Annotated in this window: 16 protein-coding genes and 2 pseudogenes; 2 read left to right on the top strand and 16 right to left on the bottom strand. The window is 34.5% G+C overall.

Annotated features, from left to right (window positions below; genetic code table 11):
- Nucleotides 1–551 precede the first annotated feature (551 nt).
- Complete coding sequence (locus P5P87_RS02395) at nucleotides 552–1,436, top strand: helix-turn-helix domain-containing protein (protein WP_278021430.1); 885 nt, start codon at nucleotides 552–554, stop codon at nucleotides 1,434–1,436.
- 119 nt (nucleotides 1,437–1,555) lie between these two features.
- Here P5P87_RS02395 and P5P87_RS02390 read toward each other — a convergent pair whose 3' ends face one another.
- The 14 genes and pseudogenes from P5P87_RS02390 to ureA all read right to left on the bottom strand — a co-directional run bounded on the left by P5P87_RS02390 (nucleotide 1,556) and on the right by ureA (nucleotide 13,105).
- On the bottom strand, nucleotides 1,556–2,782 hold the full coding sequence (locus tag P5P87_RS02390; RefSeq protein WP_233074140.1) for a RidA family protein: 1,227 nt from the start codon (nucleotides 2,780–2,782) through the stop codon (nucleotides 1,556–1,558).
- A 62-nt stretch (nucleotides 2,783–2,844) separates the two neighbouring features.
- Nucleotides 2,845–3,651: a DUF2490 domain-containing protein gene (locus P5P87_RS02385; RefSeq protein WP_278021429.1), complete on the bottom strand. Its 807-nt coding sequence runs from the start codon at nucleotides 3,649–3,651 to the stop codon at nucleotides 2,845–2,847.
- A 38-nt stretch (nucleotides 3,652–3,689) separates the two neighbouring features.
- A complete protein-coding gene (locus tag P5P87_RS02380; protein ID WP_278021428.1) occupies nucleotides 3,690–5,498 on the bottom strand; it encodes a TonB-dependent receptor in 1,809 nt (602 codons plus the stop codon).
- Between the two features lie 17 nt (nucleotides 5,499–5,515).
- Complete coding sequence (locus P5P87_RS02375) at nucleotides 5,516–5,719, bottom strand: hypothetical protein (protein WP_278021427.1); 204 nt, start codon at nucleotides 5,717–5,719, stop codon at nucleotides 5,516–5,518.
- Nucleotides 5,720–5,768: 49 nt separating this feature from the next.
- Complete coding sequence (locus P5P87_RS02370; protein ID WP_278021426.1) at nucleotides 5,769–6,608, bottom strand: urea transporter; 840 nt, start codon at nucleotides 6,606–6,608, stop codon at nucleotides 5,769–5,771.
- Between the two features lie 34 nt (nucleotides 6,609–6,642).
- Nucleotides 6,643–7,341, bottom strand: coding sequence for a hypothetical protein (locus P5P87_RS02365; RefSeq protein ID WP_111424813.1), 699 nt, complete (start codon nucleotides 7,339–7,341; stop codon nucleotides 6,643–6,645).
- 7 nt (nucleotides 7,342–7,348) lie between these two features.
- A complete protein-coding gene (locus P5P87_RS02360; protein ID WP_278021425.1) occupies nucleotides 7,349–8,146 on the bottom strand; it encodes an urease accessory protein UreD in 798 nt (265 codons plus the stop codon).
- Between the two features lie 4 nt (nucleotides 8,147–8,150).
- On the bottom strand, nucleotides 8,151–8,789 hold the full coding sequence (gene ureG / locus P5P87_RS02355) for an urease accessory protein UreG (protein ID WP_278021424.1): 639 nt from the start codon (nucleotides 8,787–8,789) through the stop codon (nucleotides 8,151–8,153).
- Nucleotides 8,790–8,883: 94 nt separating this feature from the next.
- Nucleotides 8,884–9,531, bottom strand: a complete 648-nt coding sequence (locus P5P87_RS02350; protein ID WP_422854086.1) for an urease accessory protein UreF — start codon at nucleotides 9,529–9,531, stop codon at nucleotides 8,884–8,886.
- The gene (gene ureE, locus P5P87_RS02345; RefSeq protein WP_278021423.1) at nucleotides 9,524–10,027 is read right to left on the bottom strand and encodes an urease accessory protein UreE; all 504 of its coding nucleotides are present in this window, start codon (nucleotides 10,025–10,027) and stop codon (nucleotides 9,524–9,526) included. The genes P5P87_RS02350 and ureE overlap by 8 nt, the downstream gene beginning before the upstream one ends.
- Nucleotides 10,027–10,614 (bottom strand): hypothetical protein, encoded by a 588-nt coding sequence (locus P5P87_RS02340; protein WP_278021422.1) that lies wholly within the window; start codon nucleotides 10,612–10,614, stop codon nucleotides 10,027–10,029. Before P5P87_RS02340 ends, ureE begins: the two co-directional genes overlap by 1 nt.
- Before the next feature lie 79 nt (nucleotides 10,615–10,693).
- A complete protein-coding gene (gene ureC, locus P5P87_RS02335) occupies nucleotides 10,694–12,415 on the bottom strand; it encodes an urease subunit alpha (RefSeq protein WP_198857244.1) in 1,722 nt (573 codons plus the stop codon).
- Nucleotides 12,412–12,783, bottom strand: a complete 372-nt coding sequence (gene ureB / locus P5P87_RS02330; RefSeq protein ID WP_198857245.1) for an urease subunit beta — start codon at nucleotides 12,781–12,783, stop codon at nucleotides 12,412–12,414. The genes ureC and ureB overlap by 4 nt, the downstream gene beginning before the upstream one ends.
- An 18-nt stretch (nucleotides 12,784–12,801) precedes the next feature.
- Nucleotides 12,802–13,105 (bottom strand): annotated as a pseudogene (gene ureA / locus P5P87_RS02325) (urease subunit gamma).
- A gap of 1,332 nt (nucleotides 13,106–14,437) precedes the next feature.
- Between ureA and P5P87_RS02320 the strand changes: the two are divergent.
- Nucleotides 14,438–15,031 carry an NAD(P)-binding domain-containing protein gene (locus tag P5P87_RS02320; RefSeq protein WP_278021421.1) on the top strand — a complete coding sequence of 198 codons (594 nt, stop codon included), beginning with the start codon at nucleotides 14,438–14,440 and terminating at the stop codon, nucleotides 15,029–15,031.
- A 77-nt stretch (nucleotides 15,032–15,108) separates the two neighbouring features.
- On the opposite strand, the gene P5P87_RS02315 is transcribed toward P5P87_RS02320, so the two are convergent.
- Nucleotides 15,109–15,765: an outer membrane beta-barrel protein gene (locus P5P87_RS02315; protein ID WP_198857248.1), complete on the bottom strand. Its 657-nt coding sequence runs from the start codon at nucleotides 15,763–15,765 to the stop codon at nucleotides 15,109–15,111.
- 386 nt (nucleotides 15,766–16,151) lie between these two features.
- Nucleotides 16,152–18,592, bottom strand: a pseudogene (locus P5P87_RS02310) (DUF4982 domain-containing protein).
- Nucleotides 18,593–18,642 lie beyond the last annotated feature (50 nt).

Genomic DNA, 18,642 nt, shown 5'->3' with positions numbered 1-18,642 from the left:
TTTATAAATTTAAGGCTAAATACCATCTATAAGAAATTATCTTTTGTTGAAGCAAAATCTGGATAGAACACCTTAATAAGTCAATTAACCATGAAACTATCAAGCTTTTTTAACAAAATTTAAAGTTCTTGCAAAACAATCGAATTAGCTAAGGCTTTACAACTTTAAAAATAAAGCTTAATGTTGCTGCCCCCAATGCTTCTTAATATATTTAAAACCTAAATTTCATTGTATCTATTACTATAACCGTGTAAATTCATTATATCAATTTATAAAATAAAATAACCCAAAATATATTTTATCATATCTTAATAATATATAAGTACATATAATTTTTAAATGAAAACACTTTATCAAACCCAAAAAGCAGATGAAGTCTTTAAGAAGACACTATATATAATTAAAGAGAGTATCATAATTATAGATAAATATAACTTAACTTAGTACTTAATTTTGAGTCCTATTATTTCAGTTTTAAAAATCAACCTCTCATCTCAGATTACAATCAAATATATAATGCTTTTACATCTGTGTTACAAAATCAAGTTTGAATGAAAAACAATCCCAAACTAATTAGCAATTATGAATACAAGAAGTTCTTTCTTCCCGATATAACCACTCACAATCTTTTTAATAATTCTAACGTACAGTTATACCGCATTGAAAACTATTTAAGGAAAATTGTAATACCAGTTAATCCGTATCAAACCACTTTCAACTTTCTAATTTTTGTTACAAAAGGATTTGTAAAACAGCAACTCGAAACATCTGTTTTTGAAATTAATGCTAACCAAGCGCTTAGTATTAAACAGGGAAATTTTACGGCAACCTTAGAATTATCAGATGATGTTGAAGGATTTTTTGTTATCTATGAAAACGAGGTCATCACTGAAATTGCGTTGACTACAAGTGATCTAAACTTTTTTTACACTTCACCTTTCTCTATTTTAAACCCTAACCAAATCAATTGGCTTATCCGTTTATTTGAATTACTGGAAGAGGAATTGAATCAAACCGAACATATTAATGCAATCACTACAGCTCTTCTTCAATCTGCATTATTAAAAATTATACGAACAGAAAACACAGACAATAAATCACTTAGCCGTGCAAGTTTTATCTCTTTTCAATTTAGGGAACTGGTTCAGAAAAACCATATTCAACATAAAAACATCGATTATTACTCCAATCTATTAAAAATATCAGATAATTATTTGAACAAATGCGTTAAAGAAACTACTGGAAAGGCACCAAAACAATGGATAAACGAAATTACAATTCAACACAGCCAAATTCTTTTGCAAGATAATTCTAAAGAAATAGCAGAAATAGCATTTGAGTCGCATTTTCAATCGCCTTCTTATTTTTCACGTATGTTTAAAAAAGTGACAGGAGAGTCTCCTTCTGATTATCGAACACAGTTTCTAAAACATTAAAATTCAAAATTCATTCATAAAAAAAGAAAACGCTTAAACAGGATGTTTAAAAATCCTGTTATAAGCGTTTTTTGTCTAAAAAAGACTCTACTTAAAAAATATAAATTTTAGCTTATAAATTAAGCTGGTGTACCTTCACTATTAGAAACAACAGCATCAACTTGGATCAAAGCATCCACAGGAATTGCCGAAACTCCAATTATCGTTCTTGCAGGCAAATCTCCGCTGAAAAATGAAGTATAAATTTCGTTGACAGCATCAAGGTCTTCAATATTTTTTAATTGAATATTTATTTTAACAATGTCATCCATTTTATGGTCGATACTTTCTACAATTGCTTTGATATTGTTTAAACATTGTGTAGCCTGTTCTTTAATTCCGCTTCCAACTATTTGATTGTTTTCTGGAACCAAAGGCAATTGACCTGAAATATGATTGTAATGTGAATAAGCAACTGTGTGCGAATACGGAACTTTTGGTGCGTTTTCTGTGTTATTTGCTTCAATAACTAAAAAACGTGCATCTTCTGGAAGTTGCGGAGGAGTTCCGTCACCATGTGATACAGCAGTATCAATCTGCACCAAAGCATCCATTGGCAAAGCAGAAGCACTAACAATTGTTCTAGCTGGAACATAGTTTGGGAAAAATTTTGCTAAAACTTCGTTTACAACTTCAGCATCTGAAATGTCTTTAAGAAAAACGGTCGTTTTAACCACATCATTCATAACGTGTCCAATGCTTTCTAAAATAGCTTTAATATTTTCTAAACATTGTTCAGTCTGTTCTTTTACACCGCCAGCTACAATTTTACCAGATTGTGGATCGATAGGCAATTGTGCTGAAATATTGCTATAGTGAGAAAACGCTACGTTATGCGCATGTATGCTCTTAGGTGCATTTTCTGCATTTCTGGTCACTTTAACAAGATCTAAAGCTTTTTGCGGAGTTGTCCCCTCACCGTTTGAAATAAGAGTATCTATCTGAATTAAAGCGCCATCTAATGGCAGAGCTTCTACAGCAACCGTTGTACGAGTTGGAAGATTGCTTTTGAAGAATGTTTTATACACTTCGTCTACTGCTTCTATATCAGAAATATTCTTTAAGAAAACAGTTAGTTTTACTGCATCATCCATAACATGGCCAATGCTTTCTACAATTGCTTGGATATTTGTCAAGCATTGTTTTGCCTGCTCTTTAATACCGCCACTAACAATTTCTCCCGTTTTAGGATCGATAGGCAATTGCGCCGAAAAATTGTTGTAATGAGAAAACGCTACTGTTTGCGTTGAAAATGGGCTTTTTGGCGCATTTTCTGTGTTTCTCGAGTTCTTTTTAATTTCGCTCATAATTTATTTGTTTTTCTGTTTTAATTATTTCTCTTTTATGGACTAGTCTTGCTAATAACTTATCATGCCCCAAAAGGATTTTTCCAAATTATATCTAAGGCCAGATAATTCACGTCTGAAATATCAGATCCTTTACCAATGAGGTTATACATATAGCCTACATCGAAAATAAATGGAATTTCATGTGGAGTAAGTGAGTAGTAGAGAGTGAGTCTACTTTCTTTATAATCAAATTTTGACCATTCCTTCTCGGGTTCATTTTCTTTGCTTATTGCAAAAAGAACTTCGGCACCTCCTATAATATGATGTGTTTTAGTGCTTCCTAAATCTAGGCTTAACTGTGTTTTAAGACGAGTACGCAACTGAAAATTCTCTTCGGTATTACTAAAATCAGGATTGAAAAATTTCCTAAACTCTTGTCTTATCGTATTTTTCCATTTCAGCCCGTTGCCTTCTGTGATATAAGAATAACGGCCGTATACTCTAAATTCCTGTTCAATTGCAGGATTTAATTCTTCATAAGGCGCTTCAGAGTTATAATTATTAGATCTTCTGTAGCTAAGTGCATACGAGTATTCCCAATTTTTACTGTAACGGTTGGAAATTTCCTCGTTGATTACCAAAATTGCCATTTTAGAAAATGGATTATTCTCATCTGGACTGCTCTTTAATCCATAGCCTACATAAGTTGTCGATTCTTTTTGTTTAAGTGAATCTAAAGACTGCCTAACGCCAAAGGCAAACCAAGTTGCGTTTTTTCCTTCTCCTAAACCTGGTGGACTTAACTGTGCGTATGATTTATTACTAAATGTGACCACAAAAATGACCACTGCCAATAGCAATTTGCTTTTTGCAGACACGTTTTTCATATTTTCTAAATTTTAAAATTTGTAGCTTATTCCTGCTTTTACAGCGAACGGAGTTCGGGAGTAAAACATAATTCTGATACTGAACTAGCCTCGTCTCTAAGTCTGGTTTCTGTTTCAAATTGCGCTTCATTCCATTTGGTATTAAAGATGTTTTGAAACTGCATATTTACTTCCCAGTTTCTTTTTCCATAAGCCAAGACAAGATCATTAACAAAATAGCCTCGCGTTCTTACCGAATTGTCTTCTATGGCAGGTCGCGAATCCATATAACGGTATCTTAAATTTGCCGAGAAACCCGAAGGTAGTTTTACCGCTACACCTCCAGTGCTTGTAAATGTTGGAACCAACGGAATATAATCTTCTCCTTTTGGCTCATCAATAAAACGGGCATGTGCATAATTAAGATCTCCGTCTAAATAAAGCCAAGAAATCGGTTGGTATCTCAAACTCAAATCAAAACCTAAACGACGTGTTTTTCCTGACGGTTCTACCACAGCTTCGTCTCCAACATATACAAATTCCTGTTGCAAATACATGTGCCAGATCGCTGGCTGAATAATCATATTGGCTGTTGGGCGCAGAATAACACCAAAATCACTTCCAAAAGAATAAGGAAGAATATCTTTTCCATCCTGAGCCTCTACAACTCTTACGTCATTAGAATGAAACCCAAAACCAGACTTAATATACCATTGCACATTTTGGTTTTGTGTATACGAAATATTCAATTTTGGACTTACTCTAGCTGCCGAAGCTTCTTTCGCCGCAGGTAAACTAGCAAGACGATCATGAAGACTAAACGTAAAATAGTCTAACCTAGCTGATGGATTGATTAGCCATTTCCCAACTCTATAATCGATTGAGGTATAGCCGTGAACATTGACTTCTGTAGCAGATCCATCAGATAATCTATTTAATAATAAATCACGCTGAAAAACATGGCTTAATTGTAAATCCTTGATATCATCAAAACGAAACCCTGCTCCCGATGTCCAAGTCATGTTGCTATTTTCAAATGCAAATCTTCGGACATACTTATTTTCAAGACCATAAATAGAACGATTGTCCGTTTGCTGAATCTCATCTCCGTAAACAGGATCGTTTAGAAAAAAAGTAAAATTCGAAAACAGATTAAAATTATATTTAGAATAGAATAAATTGCTCGAAAACTCTTCATTCTCATTGGCTAAGTATTTATAATTTACAGCAAGGTTTGTTCTCGAAGTCCTTCCGCCTTCAGTTGGATCTATAGATCCCCATCTGCTTATAATTCCTTCTTCTACAGCTCTTTCAGGAATTTGTCCCGAAGCATTCCAGTTTGAAGAAAAGGTAGATCCTAAAATAGAGATATATTGTTTTTCATCAATCCATTGGCTGTACTTCGCTAAAAAATTAACGCGTGTAAAATCCTGTTTGACATCAAACGGTCCATCGGTATAATTGAATTCGCCTGCTACATAGAAACTTTTGTCTTTGTCATTTTTATTTAAAAGATTAAGCATTGTAACGGCGCGCATCGTATTAAACGAACCACCTTCAATTTTAAAAAGGTTGTTTTCTAATTTGTCATACGTACTAAAATTTACATAGCCCGAGGTATTAAAATCTCCTTTGTCGGCATAATAAGATCCTTTACCAAAATCGATATCTTTGATTGTTTCCGGAATCAGAAAATGCAAATCGGCATATCCCTGTCCATGTGCATGTGAGACTATGTTTACTGGCATTCCGTCAGCCATAACACTGATATCGGTTCCATGATCATTATCAAAACCTCGCAAAAATATTTGTTCTGCTTTACCGCCTCCAGCATGCTGGGCAATAAAAAGTCCAGGAACTTTTCGCAATAGATCCTGTGCAGAATTTACCGAGCCATTTTTAAATCGACTTTCATTATTTGTTTTCTGAAGTCGATATTACTAATTACTATTTTACTCAGATGCACTGTATCTGCTTCTGATTTGTTTACTTCTATTTTTTTTGCTTCTGGCTTATTTACTTCTTGAGCAAATCCATTCTGCACCGCTAACAATACTATTACAATTGCTGTAAAAAGTTTGTTTCTCATTATTATTAATTTTCTTCTACAATTGCCGTTTTATTTTCAAAACGGCCTACTATTTTTTTAGGAATACAATTACCCACATCGATAAAACAAATGGAAACGTAAGTGTAATCCATCCGTTATGCATCATAAAAATGTCAAAGTATGTTGCTATGATTACTGATAGCAATACATATAATCCATCTCTTGGTTTTGTTCCGCTGCATGCAATTCCGCATAAAACAGCGTTGAAACTAAACATTCCATCTTCTATTAATTTTACAGAATCCTGATCAAAATGTGCAATTGCCGCTGCAATTACCGCCGCTAGGAATCCGTATAAAGCTGCTGTGGGATTATTGAGAAAAACCCCTATAAAGAAGAGCAAACCTGCAGCAATAGTTCCCTGAAAAATCACTTCACTATAAGCATGCGCTGCTACTGCGAAATCTTCAAGTTCCTTCATTTCTACATTAACTACAGGAATTCTTGCAACCGCTAGTCCAAAATGCTGAATACTCAAAACAGCAATTACCGTAATAACAATAAATGGAAAGGTGAAAAAGGGAATCTTTTTACGAATGGAAAATTCCATTAGCAATGTGCTTAGTACAGATCCTAAAACAAGTAAAAACCATATTAACGGACTGGTTTCAAAGAAGAAAGCTAATCCTACTCCGACTAACGTTGCATTAAATCCGTATAAACCTGCTTTTATATTTTCGTCACTGAAATTGCAAATTTTTGCTGTTGCAGTACCAATTATAGAACTCAGCAAAGCTGCAACTCCCATCAGGATCGAGTCATAAGATATCGCAATTAAAAATAATAATCCTGTCCAAGCACTTTCTTGAAGCATGATTTGTCCAATGCCTTTAAGCACTGTTTCTACTATTGATTTTATTTTTTTCATTTGTGTATACTTCTAGAAATAAAAATTATTTGAATTACCAGCCTAAAAAGACCATCCCGACGCCACATGCTAAAACTACTGCTCCGCTAATTGCTGGGGTATAACGTTCTAGTTTTTCTGTTTTGAAAAAAGAATATCCATATACTCCTAAAAGCACCATACCAAGCATCGTCAAAACAGTACTTAATGTAAAAACACCAATGATTGTAGAAATTTCACCAACAGAACGTTTCAATCCAGAATAGAATAATAAAGGAATTAGAGGTTCACTTGGCCCCATTACAAAAATGGCAAACAAAACCAAAGGCGTTACTTTTACTCGATTCGTAGGCATAACTACTTCTCCATGTTTATGCGAAAACACAAATACATCTTCTCCCATTACGTCAAAATGTTTGTGCGCTTTGTTCTTGTATGCAGCCCAAAGCCCATAAATAAGATAAATTGCACCAAATAACAGCAGTGCCCAGCTTGCAACATTGCCTCTAAAATCTTGGAAAAATGTTATTTTATTGATTTGCCATCCTAAAAAAACTCCAATAAATCCTAAAACTACCGAACTCAGAATATGTCCGAAACCGCAAACTATTGTAAGCATAATTGTCTTGGACATACTCCATTTGCGAGATCTTGACAAAACAATAAATGGCAAATAATGATCAGGTCCCGAAGCTGTATGAAAAAAGCTGATGCTGATCGCTGTAATTGATAATGCTATTAAATTTGAATCCATAATCTGCTTAAATTTGTATTACTGCTTTTTCTTCCCAAAGTACATCTTGCACTTTTCTAAAGAAATCAAACATTTGTTCTCCTCCATGTCCTAGAATTCTAATGACAAAACCGTTTGCTTCTAGTTTACTGATTCCGAATGATACATTTTCTAGTCCTTCAAGTTCTTTAAAAAAGTATTCTATACGATCTTCTAAGTCGTCATCTTTTGTATTGAGATATACAAAAGTTCCTTGATGGGTAAAGCCTTCCAGCAAACCCATCGCGGCTAAGGGCATAATATCTGGTCTTAAGAGAACATTGTCTTTTAAGACCAATCTATCGTGATGAAAAACCTCTAGAAGATTTTGAAAATGAGCATACTTAAAAGTTTCTCCGTGGTGTTTGCGTCCACAGGTAATAATTTCGCTTATCGTCAAATCACAATCATCTTCAATGTAAATCTTATTATGACTTTTAAATGTTGAATCTTCATGAGGCACCACAGGATGAGGAACATACGAGAAAGATGTTCCTTTTTCCATTTTGACATTCATGATTTGCGAAGCACTCCCATCCATATTAAACAATCGCTGATAGGATTGTGACTGCAATTGCAAACGGGCTTTTTCTTTTACATTCACCTGTATATCGTAAACGTCACCGCTTAAAATTCCAGGTGATGAACTCATGATCATCAAATACGAAGCTCCATCAGATTTATACTGTCCAACAGGCATAATCCTGAAGGGTTGTGTCACGTATGCATCTCTTAAAAATGATTCCCCATCCCTTTCTTCTACTTCTATTTTTAGGGTACTTACCATTTGATTAACGAACTAAATTTGGTTCTTCAATATCTTCTAGCAATGCATATTTCTTGATCCAACCAATAACTTCATCAATTCCTTCTGTAGATCTAAGATTTGAGAATACAAACGGTGCCCCTTTTCTCATTCTACGTGCATCATTCTCCATCACTTCTAAACTAGCTCCTACATATGGTGCTAAGTCAATTTTATTTATCAAAAGCAAATCTGATCTTGTGATACCAGGTCCACCTTTACGAGGGATTTTCTCTCCTTCGGCCACATCAATTACGAAAATCGTCACATCGGCTAAATCTGGTGAAAAGGTTGCTGAAAGGTTATCTCCACCACTTTCAATTAGAATTAATTCGATATCAGGAAAGCGCGAAACCAATTCATCTACCGCTTCTAAATTCATACTAGCATCTTCACGAATCGCGGTGTGAGGACATCCTCCAGTTTCTACTCCAATGATTTTTTCTTTTGGCGACAAACTGTTTTTCACCATAAATTCGGCATCTTCTTTTGTATAGATGTCATTGGTGATTACACCCAAATTATAATCGTTCAGCATTTTTCTGCTCAAACGTTCCAACAATGCAGTTTTTCCTGATCCTACAGGTCCTGCCACTCCTACTTTAACATATTTTCTAGTTTCCATTTTCTTTATTTTTTTATTTTCTCTTTCTTCTTTTCTATATTTCTACGACATGTATAATCTTGAATAAAGTCTCTCGTGCTGCATGCATCGAATATCAAACGCGATGCTTGCAAAGACCTACAAGTTCTCTGTCTATTGTTAAAGTTTCTTTTGCTAATTTTTTAAGCAGTGGTTGCAATTCGAATAAAACATCTTGTCCATCTAATTGTCCTAGAGGCACTAGCTTAACCGAATTGGTAATCATTCCGATTGCGGCATTGTAATAAAATGCGAACAAGGCCTCATCTAGAGGAATTTCTAATAACTGTGCATAGATTCCAAAAGCGATGCAATAATGTGCTGTTGCTTCTTTATTGGCAATTGCTTGTTCATAATCGTTAATAAGATCAAAAGCTTTCTGTCTTCGAAAAATCTTGATTAATCTAATTCCAAGTTTCTGACTTGCCTCTCGTATTTCGCGCGGACTCTTTAAAGCACCGCATTCTTGATCTAATTTTATTATCGTCTCTAAATCATTTTCTGCAGCAGCGACATAAGCTAGCTTTAAGAAAGATGCATCATTATATTTAATGTTATACATTAACATGTTTGTTACAAACTCTTTTGCCGAAGCCACAGAATTTACTGCTTCATCCTGAACGTAAGTCTCCAAACCGTTTGAGTGCGTATATCCTCCAATTGGCAAAGTTGGATCCGCCAGATGGAGAAGACTTCCTAAATAAGTGTTTTCTATATTAGTCATTTGAAGAAGCCATATTTAGGATTTTTGTAAAAAGAGACGAATTTCCGTGACCATGAGGCGCTACATTTGATTTTAGCAAATGCAAGAGCTTTATCTCCTGTTTTTCTGGTTTGTAACCACTCGCTTCAAGCCATCTAAACATTGGCATTTCAAAAGGCATCATAATCTGATCATTCTGAATGAATAATGGAAGATGTTTGTTTCCAATTTCATAACAAATGGTTCCCATTTCTAATAAAGATGAAGGTGTCATTACAATTGCTTCACAAGGTTTAATGTTTACAACAATCGCTTTTTTATCATCTTGAAAAAGAATGTCATCTTGATTCAATCGTTGTCCTTCCTGAATAAACTTAATCGCAATTTCAACCCCTGAATTTGTTCGCTTGCGCTGAATTCTCTTAGTAGTTTCAAACCACTCAATTTCGAGAAGATCGATCTCAAGACCTTCAATTGAATGTGTTTTTATATTACCTATTGTCTGTTGTATAATCATTATTTCGATTTTTTAAGGGAAATGTTTTTTGAAACTCCTAATCCGAATGTTGATCCATTTATTCCGGCAACAAATGTTCGATTACTCGTTTTATTTGCATCATTTCCTGTAGTATTTTCATATGATAATTCACAGAACTTCGCTTTTAGCGCCCATCCATGACCAAGAAGTACGGCAACAATTGGGTATATTCTTCCCAGATAACCGTTGTAGCTATAAGATCCTGGAGTATTCATAAGCGTATTTCCCCATACATAATGCGCGTCAGCCTGAGCGATGATGGCAAAATGATCTCCAATATTCCAAGAGTCACTGTAAAAAGGACCAATTTCGTGTTTAGAGTCGGTAAGATTTCCTGTCGCGTTTTTCTCTTGATCAAAAGCAAAATTCATCCCTGCAACAACGTGATCATTAAAAAAATATCCTACTCCAATTGGGTTTGCACCAAAACTACTTCCTGTATTATTATTGTCTTTATAAGTTAAAGAACCATAAAGCATTAAAGATCCTTTCTGTGCATGAACCGTTGTTAAAGACGTGCATACTAAGAGAAGAATTAAACCCAAATTAATTTTCCAACTATTCATAAATTCTTTTTGTGTTTTTATCTAATCTTACTGCAACAAGATAAATTGCCGCAGTAAGAAGTAGAATAACAGTTATTAATTAAAACAAGTAGTATAATTGTGCTAATGGAAGTTTATCCACAGGTTCGCAAGTGATTTTTTCTCCATCGATTGTCACGGTATAGTTTTCAGCATTTACCATGATTTCTGGAGTTGCATTGTTATGAATCATATCAGCCTTGCCAATGTTTCTGCAATTTGAAACTGCTAACAATTTCTTTTCCAAACCATATTCTTCGGCAATATTATTGTCGATACCAGCTTGAGAAACAAAGGTGAAAACTGTTTTGGTCAATGCTTTTCCGTACGTTCCAAACATATTACGCATAATGATAGGCTGCGGTGTTGGAATAGAAGCATTAGCATCCCCCATTTTGCTTGCAGCAATAAAACCTCCTTTTACGATAATTTCTGGTTTTACCCCAAATAATGAAGGTTTCCAAATTACCAAGTCAGCAATTTTGCCTGCTTCTATTGACCCAACATAATTAGAAATTCCGTGTGCAATTGCAGGATTGATTGTGTATTTAGACACATATCTTTTTGCACGATAGTTATCGTTTTTGTTTGCTGCATCTTCAGCCAAATATCCTTTCTGTTTCTTCATCTTGTCGGCTGTTTGCCATGTACGAGTAATTACCTCTCCTACACGTCCCATAGCTTGAGAATCAGAACTCATGATACTGAAAACTCCCATATCTTGAAGCACATCTTCTGCCGCAATAGTTTCAGGGCGAATACGTGAATCTGCAAAAGCCACATCTTCTGGAATTTTTGGACTCAAGTGATGGCAAACCATCAACATATCTAAGTGCTCATCGATAGTATTTGTTGTATAAGGTCTTGTTGGATTTGTAGACGCTGGCAATACATTTGGATACATTGCCGCCTTGATAATATCTGGCGCGTGACCACCTCCTGCTCCTTCTGTATGGAAGGTGTGAATAACACGTCCTGCAATAGCGTTCATAGTATCTTCAAGGAACCCTCCCTCATTAAGTGTATCAGTGTGAATGGCTACTTGCACATCATACTTGTCAGCCACTTTTAAAGAAGCGTCGATTACAGCTGGAGTTGCTCCCCAATCTTCATGGATTTTTACTCCTAATGCACCTGCTTCAATTTGCTCTTCAATTGGAGCTTCTGTAGCTACATTTCCTTTTCCAAAAAAACCAACATTTACAGGAAATGCTTCTGCAGCCTGCAACATTCTCTTAATGTTGTGTTGCCCTGGAGTAACAGTTGTTGCATTTGTCCCATCAGCAGGACCAGTTCCACCACCAATCATAGTAGTAACTCCACTATACAAAGCTGTTTCTATTTGAGTAGGACTGATAAAATGTATGTGTGTATCAATTCCCCCAGCTGTAACAATATATCCGTGACCGCCATGAACTTCTGTCGAAGCTCCGATAATCATGCCAGGTGTAATATTGTCCATGGTATCTGGATTTCCTGCTCTACCAACTCCAACAATTTTTCCATCTTTAATACCAATATCACCTTTTACAATTCCCCAGTGATCAATAATTGTAGCTCCTGTAATTACAAAATCTAGAACACCTCCATCACGTAAAGCTGTCGAAGATTGGCACATACCATCTCTAACCGTTTTTCCTCCACCAAATTTTGCTTCATCACCATAAGAGCAGAAATCCTTTTCAATTTCAATAATAATCTCTGTATCTCCTAAACGTATTTGATCTCCTACTGTTGGACCAAAAATACTTGTATAATTTTTTCTAGTTACTTCTAAACTCATGATTTCACATTTTTAAATTTCCCTTCTTCTAAGCGTTCTAATGCAAGAGCTTTATTATGCGGTGATAAATCTCCATCCACTAAATTGTTGTGACCATAGATTTTTTGATTTCCTCCAAATTGGGTCAGCTCAACTTCTTTCTCTTCTCCTGGCTCAAATCTCACTGCTGTACTGGCAATAATATTTAATCGCATTCCGAATGCTTTTTCTCTGTCAAAAGACATCATTCTATTTACTTCAAAAAAGTGAAAGTGGGAACCTACTTGAATTGGTCTGTCTCCGGTATTTGTAACTTTAATAGTTAACGTTTCACGGCTATCATTACAGATAATATTATTATCTTTTAATATAATTTCTCCTGGAATCATTGTTAGTATTTTTTAGATTTATCGCACAGGATTGTGCACTGTTACAAGTTTGGTACCATCTGGAAATGTGGCTTCAATCTGTATGTCATGAATCATTTCCGCAACACCATCCATTACATCTTCTTTTTCGAAGCAAGGTCGCTCCATATTGCATTAATTCGGCTACGGTCTTGCCGTCTCGTGCACGTTCCATTAGTTCACTGCTAATAAGAGCAATGGTTTCAGGATAATTTAGTTTTAAGCCTCGGGCTTTTCTCTTTTGAGCTAGTTCGCCTGCTGTATGCAGCATTAGCTTTTCGATTTCTCTAGGTGTTAAATGCATAATAAAAATATTTTAGTTAAAAAATAACATGTGGCATTGCAAGCCGCATAACTGATTTCTTTAAATCAATTATGGCTTTTCATTTGTAATAAAATGGAAGGAGGTGAAATCAAGGCAATAATTGCCCAATCCAAATAGAATACTAGTTGGACAACTCTAACGGTGCATTTTATATAAAGGCGTACACCAGCCTTATTTACTGCAAAATATACTATGCACTTAATAGAAAACGTTTATCTTTTTTCTATTAAAATATTGGCATGCTTTTTCACTCCTGATAAAAAAATAGATTTTATCAGGAACGCAATGCGCTAAATTTGAATTAAGCAGTAAAGAGAATTAAATGTGGATTTTTAAACTATGAAATAGGATATTTCTTGACATGTTTCGAAAAGGAGTTATGTTTCGCTCCAATAATCCTTGGGTGTTTAATTTTACACTTTCTATGTAAACAAAACAATTGTCTCTTAAACTTTTGCCATTTAAATGTAGTGGAGATGCAAGTACAGTACTAGTACATTTTTCCGTTTCAGAAGTATTCTCTAATAAGACAAATTTTAATGGGTTGGACTCTGAAAGTGCCTTTTCAAAAATTTCTTTACTAGGGGTTGGAATCTCAAAAACCGACTCTGTTGTGATATAACTATTTGCCTTAGTTACAATAGCATTGCTATAACTATTTGGGATAGTTAAAAGACAAATTTGTAAAAAAAGAATATAAGCTAACTTCATCGGAAGACTTCAATTATTAAAGGATTGTTCCTTTTATACTTGCAAATTTAATGGAGGCGAAATACAATTGAGTAGCACAAATCTTGACTTTTCTTTTCCAAAATTGCAGATAAGAGAATTTTAACACGATTTTCACATGTTTGATCTAACTTATGAAACTCTTCATAACATTGCGTCATTCCTAGTTCCAAATGTTTACTATTTAGAATATCGCATGGATAACTAGATATTTTGTATTCTAATTCTAAATCTTGTGCTTATTTTTTAAGAAATTTCCGTAAATTTAGCTTTTAGAAGCGACACTTAATTAGTCAAATACTTAAACCAAACGCATGTCTTCATTTTTTAGTGTTCACTTTTATTCAAACTGAACAACATTGAAAATGAAAAAAATTAAGAAAAAACAGGTCTGAAAGCTTAGGCATATTAATGGGGATTTAGAACAATCCTGATGATTCATCAATTCAGTTGGCTAAAAAAACAGATAATGCAAGACAAAATCTAAAAACAGGTAGAAATACCTTACTGTAAATCAGAATCTTACCATATCTTTAATCTAACCTTCTGAATTGGCAACAATACAGAAAAAATCAAAAAAGTATGAAAATAGGAATCATTGGCATTGGAAGCCTGACGTTAGAACTGGCTCAAAGAGCAACATCTACTGGCTATGAAGTACTCATAAATCATCCTCGTGGCAATTCATTAATTCAAGAAACAGTAAATCAAACCATAAAAGGTGCAAAACTTGTTTCATTGGAGGAAGTCGCTTCAACTGATATCACTATACTTTTTGTTCCGAGAGAAAGTCTAGAACATACTATTAGCAAGTTGCCAGATATGTCTGGAAAAATCATACTGCATACGAGCGGACTTATTTTTAATCCAAAACTTTTGGTGTCTAGTGTTACCAGTTCTCTTACTTACCAAATCACCGCTTCACTCCTTCCTGATGCTAATGTGGTAAAACTATTTAATCCTGTCGTGCTAAATCAAAGAAAAACGGCTGTATTGACCGAAAAGAAAGATGATATTTATTTCGCTAGCGAAAATGAGCTATCAAAAAACAAAATCAAAACTTTTTTAAATAATTTAGAATTTCAGCCTATCGATCTTTCTGTAAAGCTGAAACTTCAATCTGCTCTAATCAAAGAAAACAATACTTTAATAAATCACTGGCATAAGCTCTCATAGTGCATTATATAATCATCGCAATAAAAAAGCCTGAGCATTCTCAGGCTTTTTTATTAGCAATTTTATCGGGACAATTACTATTTACTGAAATCGTAGCTAAGTACAGCACCAAGTCCAAATTGAAACGTCGAAGCATAATCGGTAACTGCTACTGGCCCCCAATAATAGTCCCAATAGTAATCATATCCAACAGCTGCCGACATTGATTGCAGATATGCATGAAGATTAACAGATAATGGTGAACTCGTTTTTACTTTTACACCTGCTTTAATTTCCCATGCAAAATATGTTCCGCTGCCGCTCCTTGGCGTTTCAAGAATTGCGACCCCTGCGCCCGCACCAAGAAATGGAAGAGCTTTTTGTGAACTTGAGCCAAAATAATACGTGTAATCTGCTAGAATGTAATTAATAGCTCCCTTATCGTCGCCAGCATTAAGTTGAGTTCCTGCAGGAATAGTGTTACCGCCATTAGCTAAAGTAACTTTTGTATATAAAGGCATTCTTGAATCTAGTCTATTATATTTTAATTCTATTGAGGCATTATCCATTATAAAATATTCTAAACCTATACCATATTCAAAACCATCTTCTACTCGCGCATAAGAGGAATCAAAATCTACCTTATCCGAAAAGGTATAACCTCCATATAAATTAAGCAAAAATGACTGAGCGCTTTGTGCTGACATCGCCAGTGACAAGAAAAAAACAACAATTAATAAATGATACTTTTTCATAATTTTTAATTTAGATTCATAATAAGTGATTTATTTTTTCCGAGCCTTTATCTTAATTAAAATATTTCTGTTTTTTATGGCTTCGGTTGTACAGAGGAAAAAAACGCATTATAAAATTTATGATTAATTTGACTGGGCCAAAGTTATCTCACAAAAACATTTTACCATAAATAAATGCAGGTAATCATGTTGCAAATTATAAAATGAAACCATTTTCTTATTCTCTATATATCAACTGGTTAACTAAAAAATAAAAAAGTTTATCTGTTTTTTGCTAAATTAAATTTCACTCTATACACATAAAAAAAGCCACAAATTCATTTGTGGCTTTTTTTATGTGTGACTTGGTGCTTAATTTGGTTTACTAAAAAATATATTATTTGTTATTAAAGTTCAGCCTTTAAGTTAATTTTTCCTGTTTGTAGTCCATTTCCTTTTACTTCTAACTGAATCTTGCCTGCTGTTTTGATTGATTTAACAAGTACAACAAGTTTACCACTGAAAAGCTTCATATGATTCTCATGAAATATTTCCAATGATGTTGCATCACCGTTACATGCGACTCGATAAGTTGCAAGCACCAGTTACTTTAAATTGCAATTCATTATCTGCTGTAGGACATGGAATTCCGTTTTTATCTACTACCGAAACCGTTACAAAAGATATATCCTCACCATCCGCTTTAATCGTTTTTCGATCTGCATCAAGAACAATTTTATAAGGATCTCCCGCAGTTTTAACGGTGCTTTCTGCGGCTATTTTACCATTTGAATCGAATGCAACAACTTTTACAGTTCCAGGCTCATATTTAACATCATTCCACATCAAACGGTAACGGTTTTGAGGAGTTGCATTATTCTTTTTCTGAATTCCCATACTTTTTCCGTTTACAAAAAGTTCTGCACTGTCATAATTTGTATAAACGAAAACTGGAGTAATTTCTCCTTCTCTACCTTTCCAATTCCAATGTGGCAATATGTGGAGCGTGTTATCTTTAGTATTCCATCTGCTTCTATAAAGATAAAAACGATCTTTTGGCAATCCTGCCAAATCAGAAATTCCGAAATAAGAACTTCTTGATGGCCATTTTTCATCGTAAGGTGTAGGTTCTCCTAAATAATCGAATCCTGTCCAAACAAACTCTCCAATAACCCATGATTTATCATCTTGAAGCACAAAATCATCATCAGGTACATTTGACCAACTGCAAGCTTCTAAATCATAAGACGAACATTGCAAATCATCATATTGTTTGTTTTTTTCTTGTACAACAGGAAATTTATAAATTCCTCTTGAACTTACTGTAGAAGCTGTTTCTGAACCCAAAATGAATCCTTGCGGAAATGCTTTATAAGCTTCTTCGTAAAGATGAACTCTATAATTTAATCCCGGAATATCCAAAAGAGATCCAAAACCAGAAGCCATAGTTTGCTTTACTTGATCCATTCCAACTGTAACAGGACGTGTTGGATCTTCTCTATGAAAAACATCTTGTAAAAATTTAGCTCTGGTTAGACCTTCTGCCCCGTATTGATCTGGAACTTCGTTTCCTGAACTCCACATTACGATACAAGGATGATTACGTGTAGCTCTAACTAAATTTACAATATCTTTTTCTGCATATTCTTCAAAAAAACGATGATATCCGTTTTCTACTTTTGGCTTTGCCCATTCGTCAAAACTTTCTGCAAGAAACATAAAACCCATTTCGTCAGCCAATTCTAATTGCTCGAAAGAAGGCATATTATGAGAACTTCTGATTGCGTTACATCCTAAATCTTTAAGAATCGTTAACTGTCTTTTAAGTGCGACTTTATTAACAGCCGCACCGAGTGGCCCTAAATCATGATGTAGACAAACTCCTTTAAATTTCGTCACTTTACCATTAAGACTAAATCCTTTGTTAGATTCGTATTTAATATAGCGAATACCAAATTTTATATTTTGCTCATCTTTTAAGCTACCATCAGCTGCAAATAATTTGGTTACTGCGGTATATAAATAAGGTGTTTCGGGACTCCATAAATGAGGATTGCCAACTGAAATTGTTTGGTGAAATTTTCCATCTTCCGTTTCTGTGCTTTTTTGTGTTGCTACAAGCTTATTCTTTGCATCCTTTATTTCAGTTACCATTGAAACATTGCTCGCCATGAAACTCTGCTTTAATATCAACAATAGCATTATTATCTTTCGTATCTGGAGTCGTTATAAAAGTTCCCCACTGCGCAAAACTCTCGTTCTCTTTTACAACAATACTAACTTTTCTGTAAAGGCCAGCCCCAGGATACCATCTTGAAGAAAAAGGTTCGTTAGTTAATTTTACAGCCAATACATTTTCTGAACCTGCAATAAGATCATTAGTAATATCAATAAAAAAGTAACTATATCCATACCCCCAGTTTCCTATTTTTTTTCCATTTAAAAAAACCTGAGGCTCACTCATTGCTCCCTCAAAAACAAGAAGCGCTTTTTTTCCTTTTCTGAATTCTGGAATAGAAAATACATTACGATACCAACCCGTTCCTATATGTGGCAATGATCCTGTTCTTCCAGTTTTTTCCGTCGCTTCCTTTTCTCCATTTTGTTCAATAATTCCAGTCTGAATGTCCCATTTTTTATCAAAAGGTCCATAAATAGCCCAATCGTGAGGCACACTAACTTTTTCCCATTTAGACGCGTCATAATCTGTCGAAAAAGCATCTCCTTTTACTTCTTTAGAAAAACGCCAGTTGTCCTTTAAAATAACAGTAGTTGATTGTGACATCATTTTTTCTTGCGAAAAAACGAGTAGAAATAAGAATAATGTTGATTTAAAAATTAGTTTCATTTTTCTATCTATTCTCTTACTACTAAGCAATTAAACTTAAATTGCTTAAT

The sequence above is a fragment of the Flavobacterium ginsengisoli genome, assembly GCF_029625315.1.
Lineage (GTDB): Bacteria > Bacteroidota > Bacteroidia > Flavobacteriales > Flavobacteriaceae > Flavobacterium > Flavobacterium ginsengisoli.
This window is presented reverse-complemented; position numbering and strand designations above follow the sequence as displayed.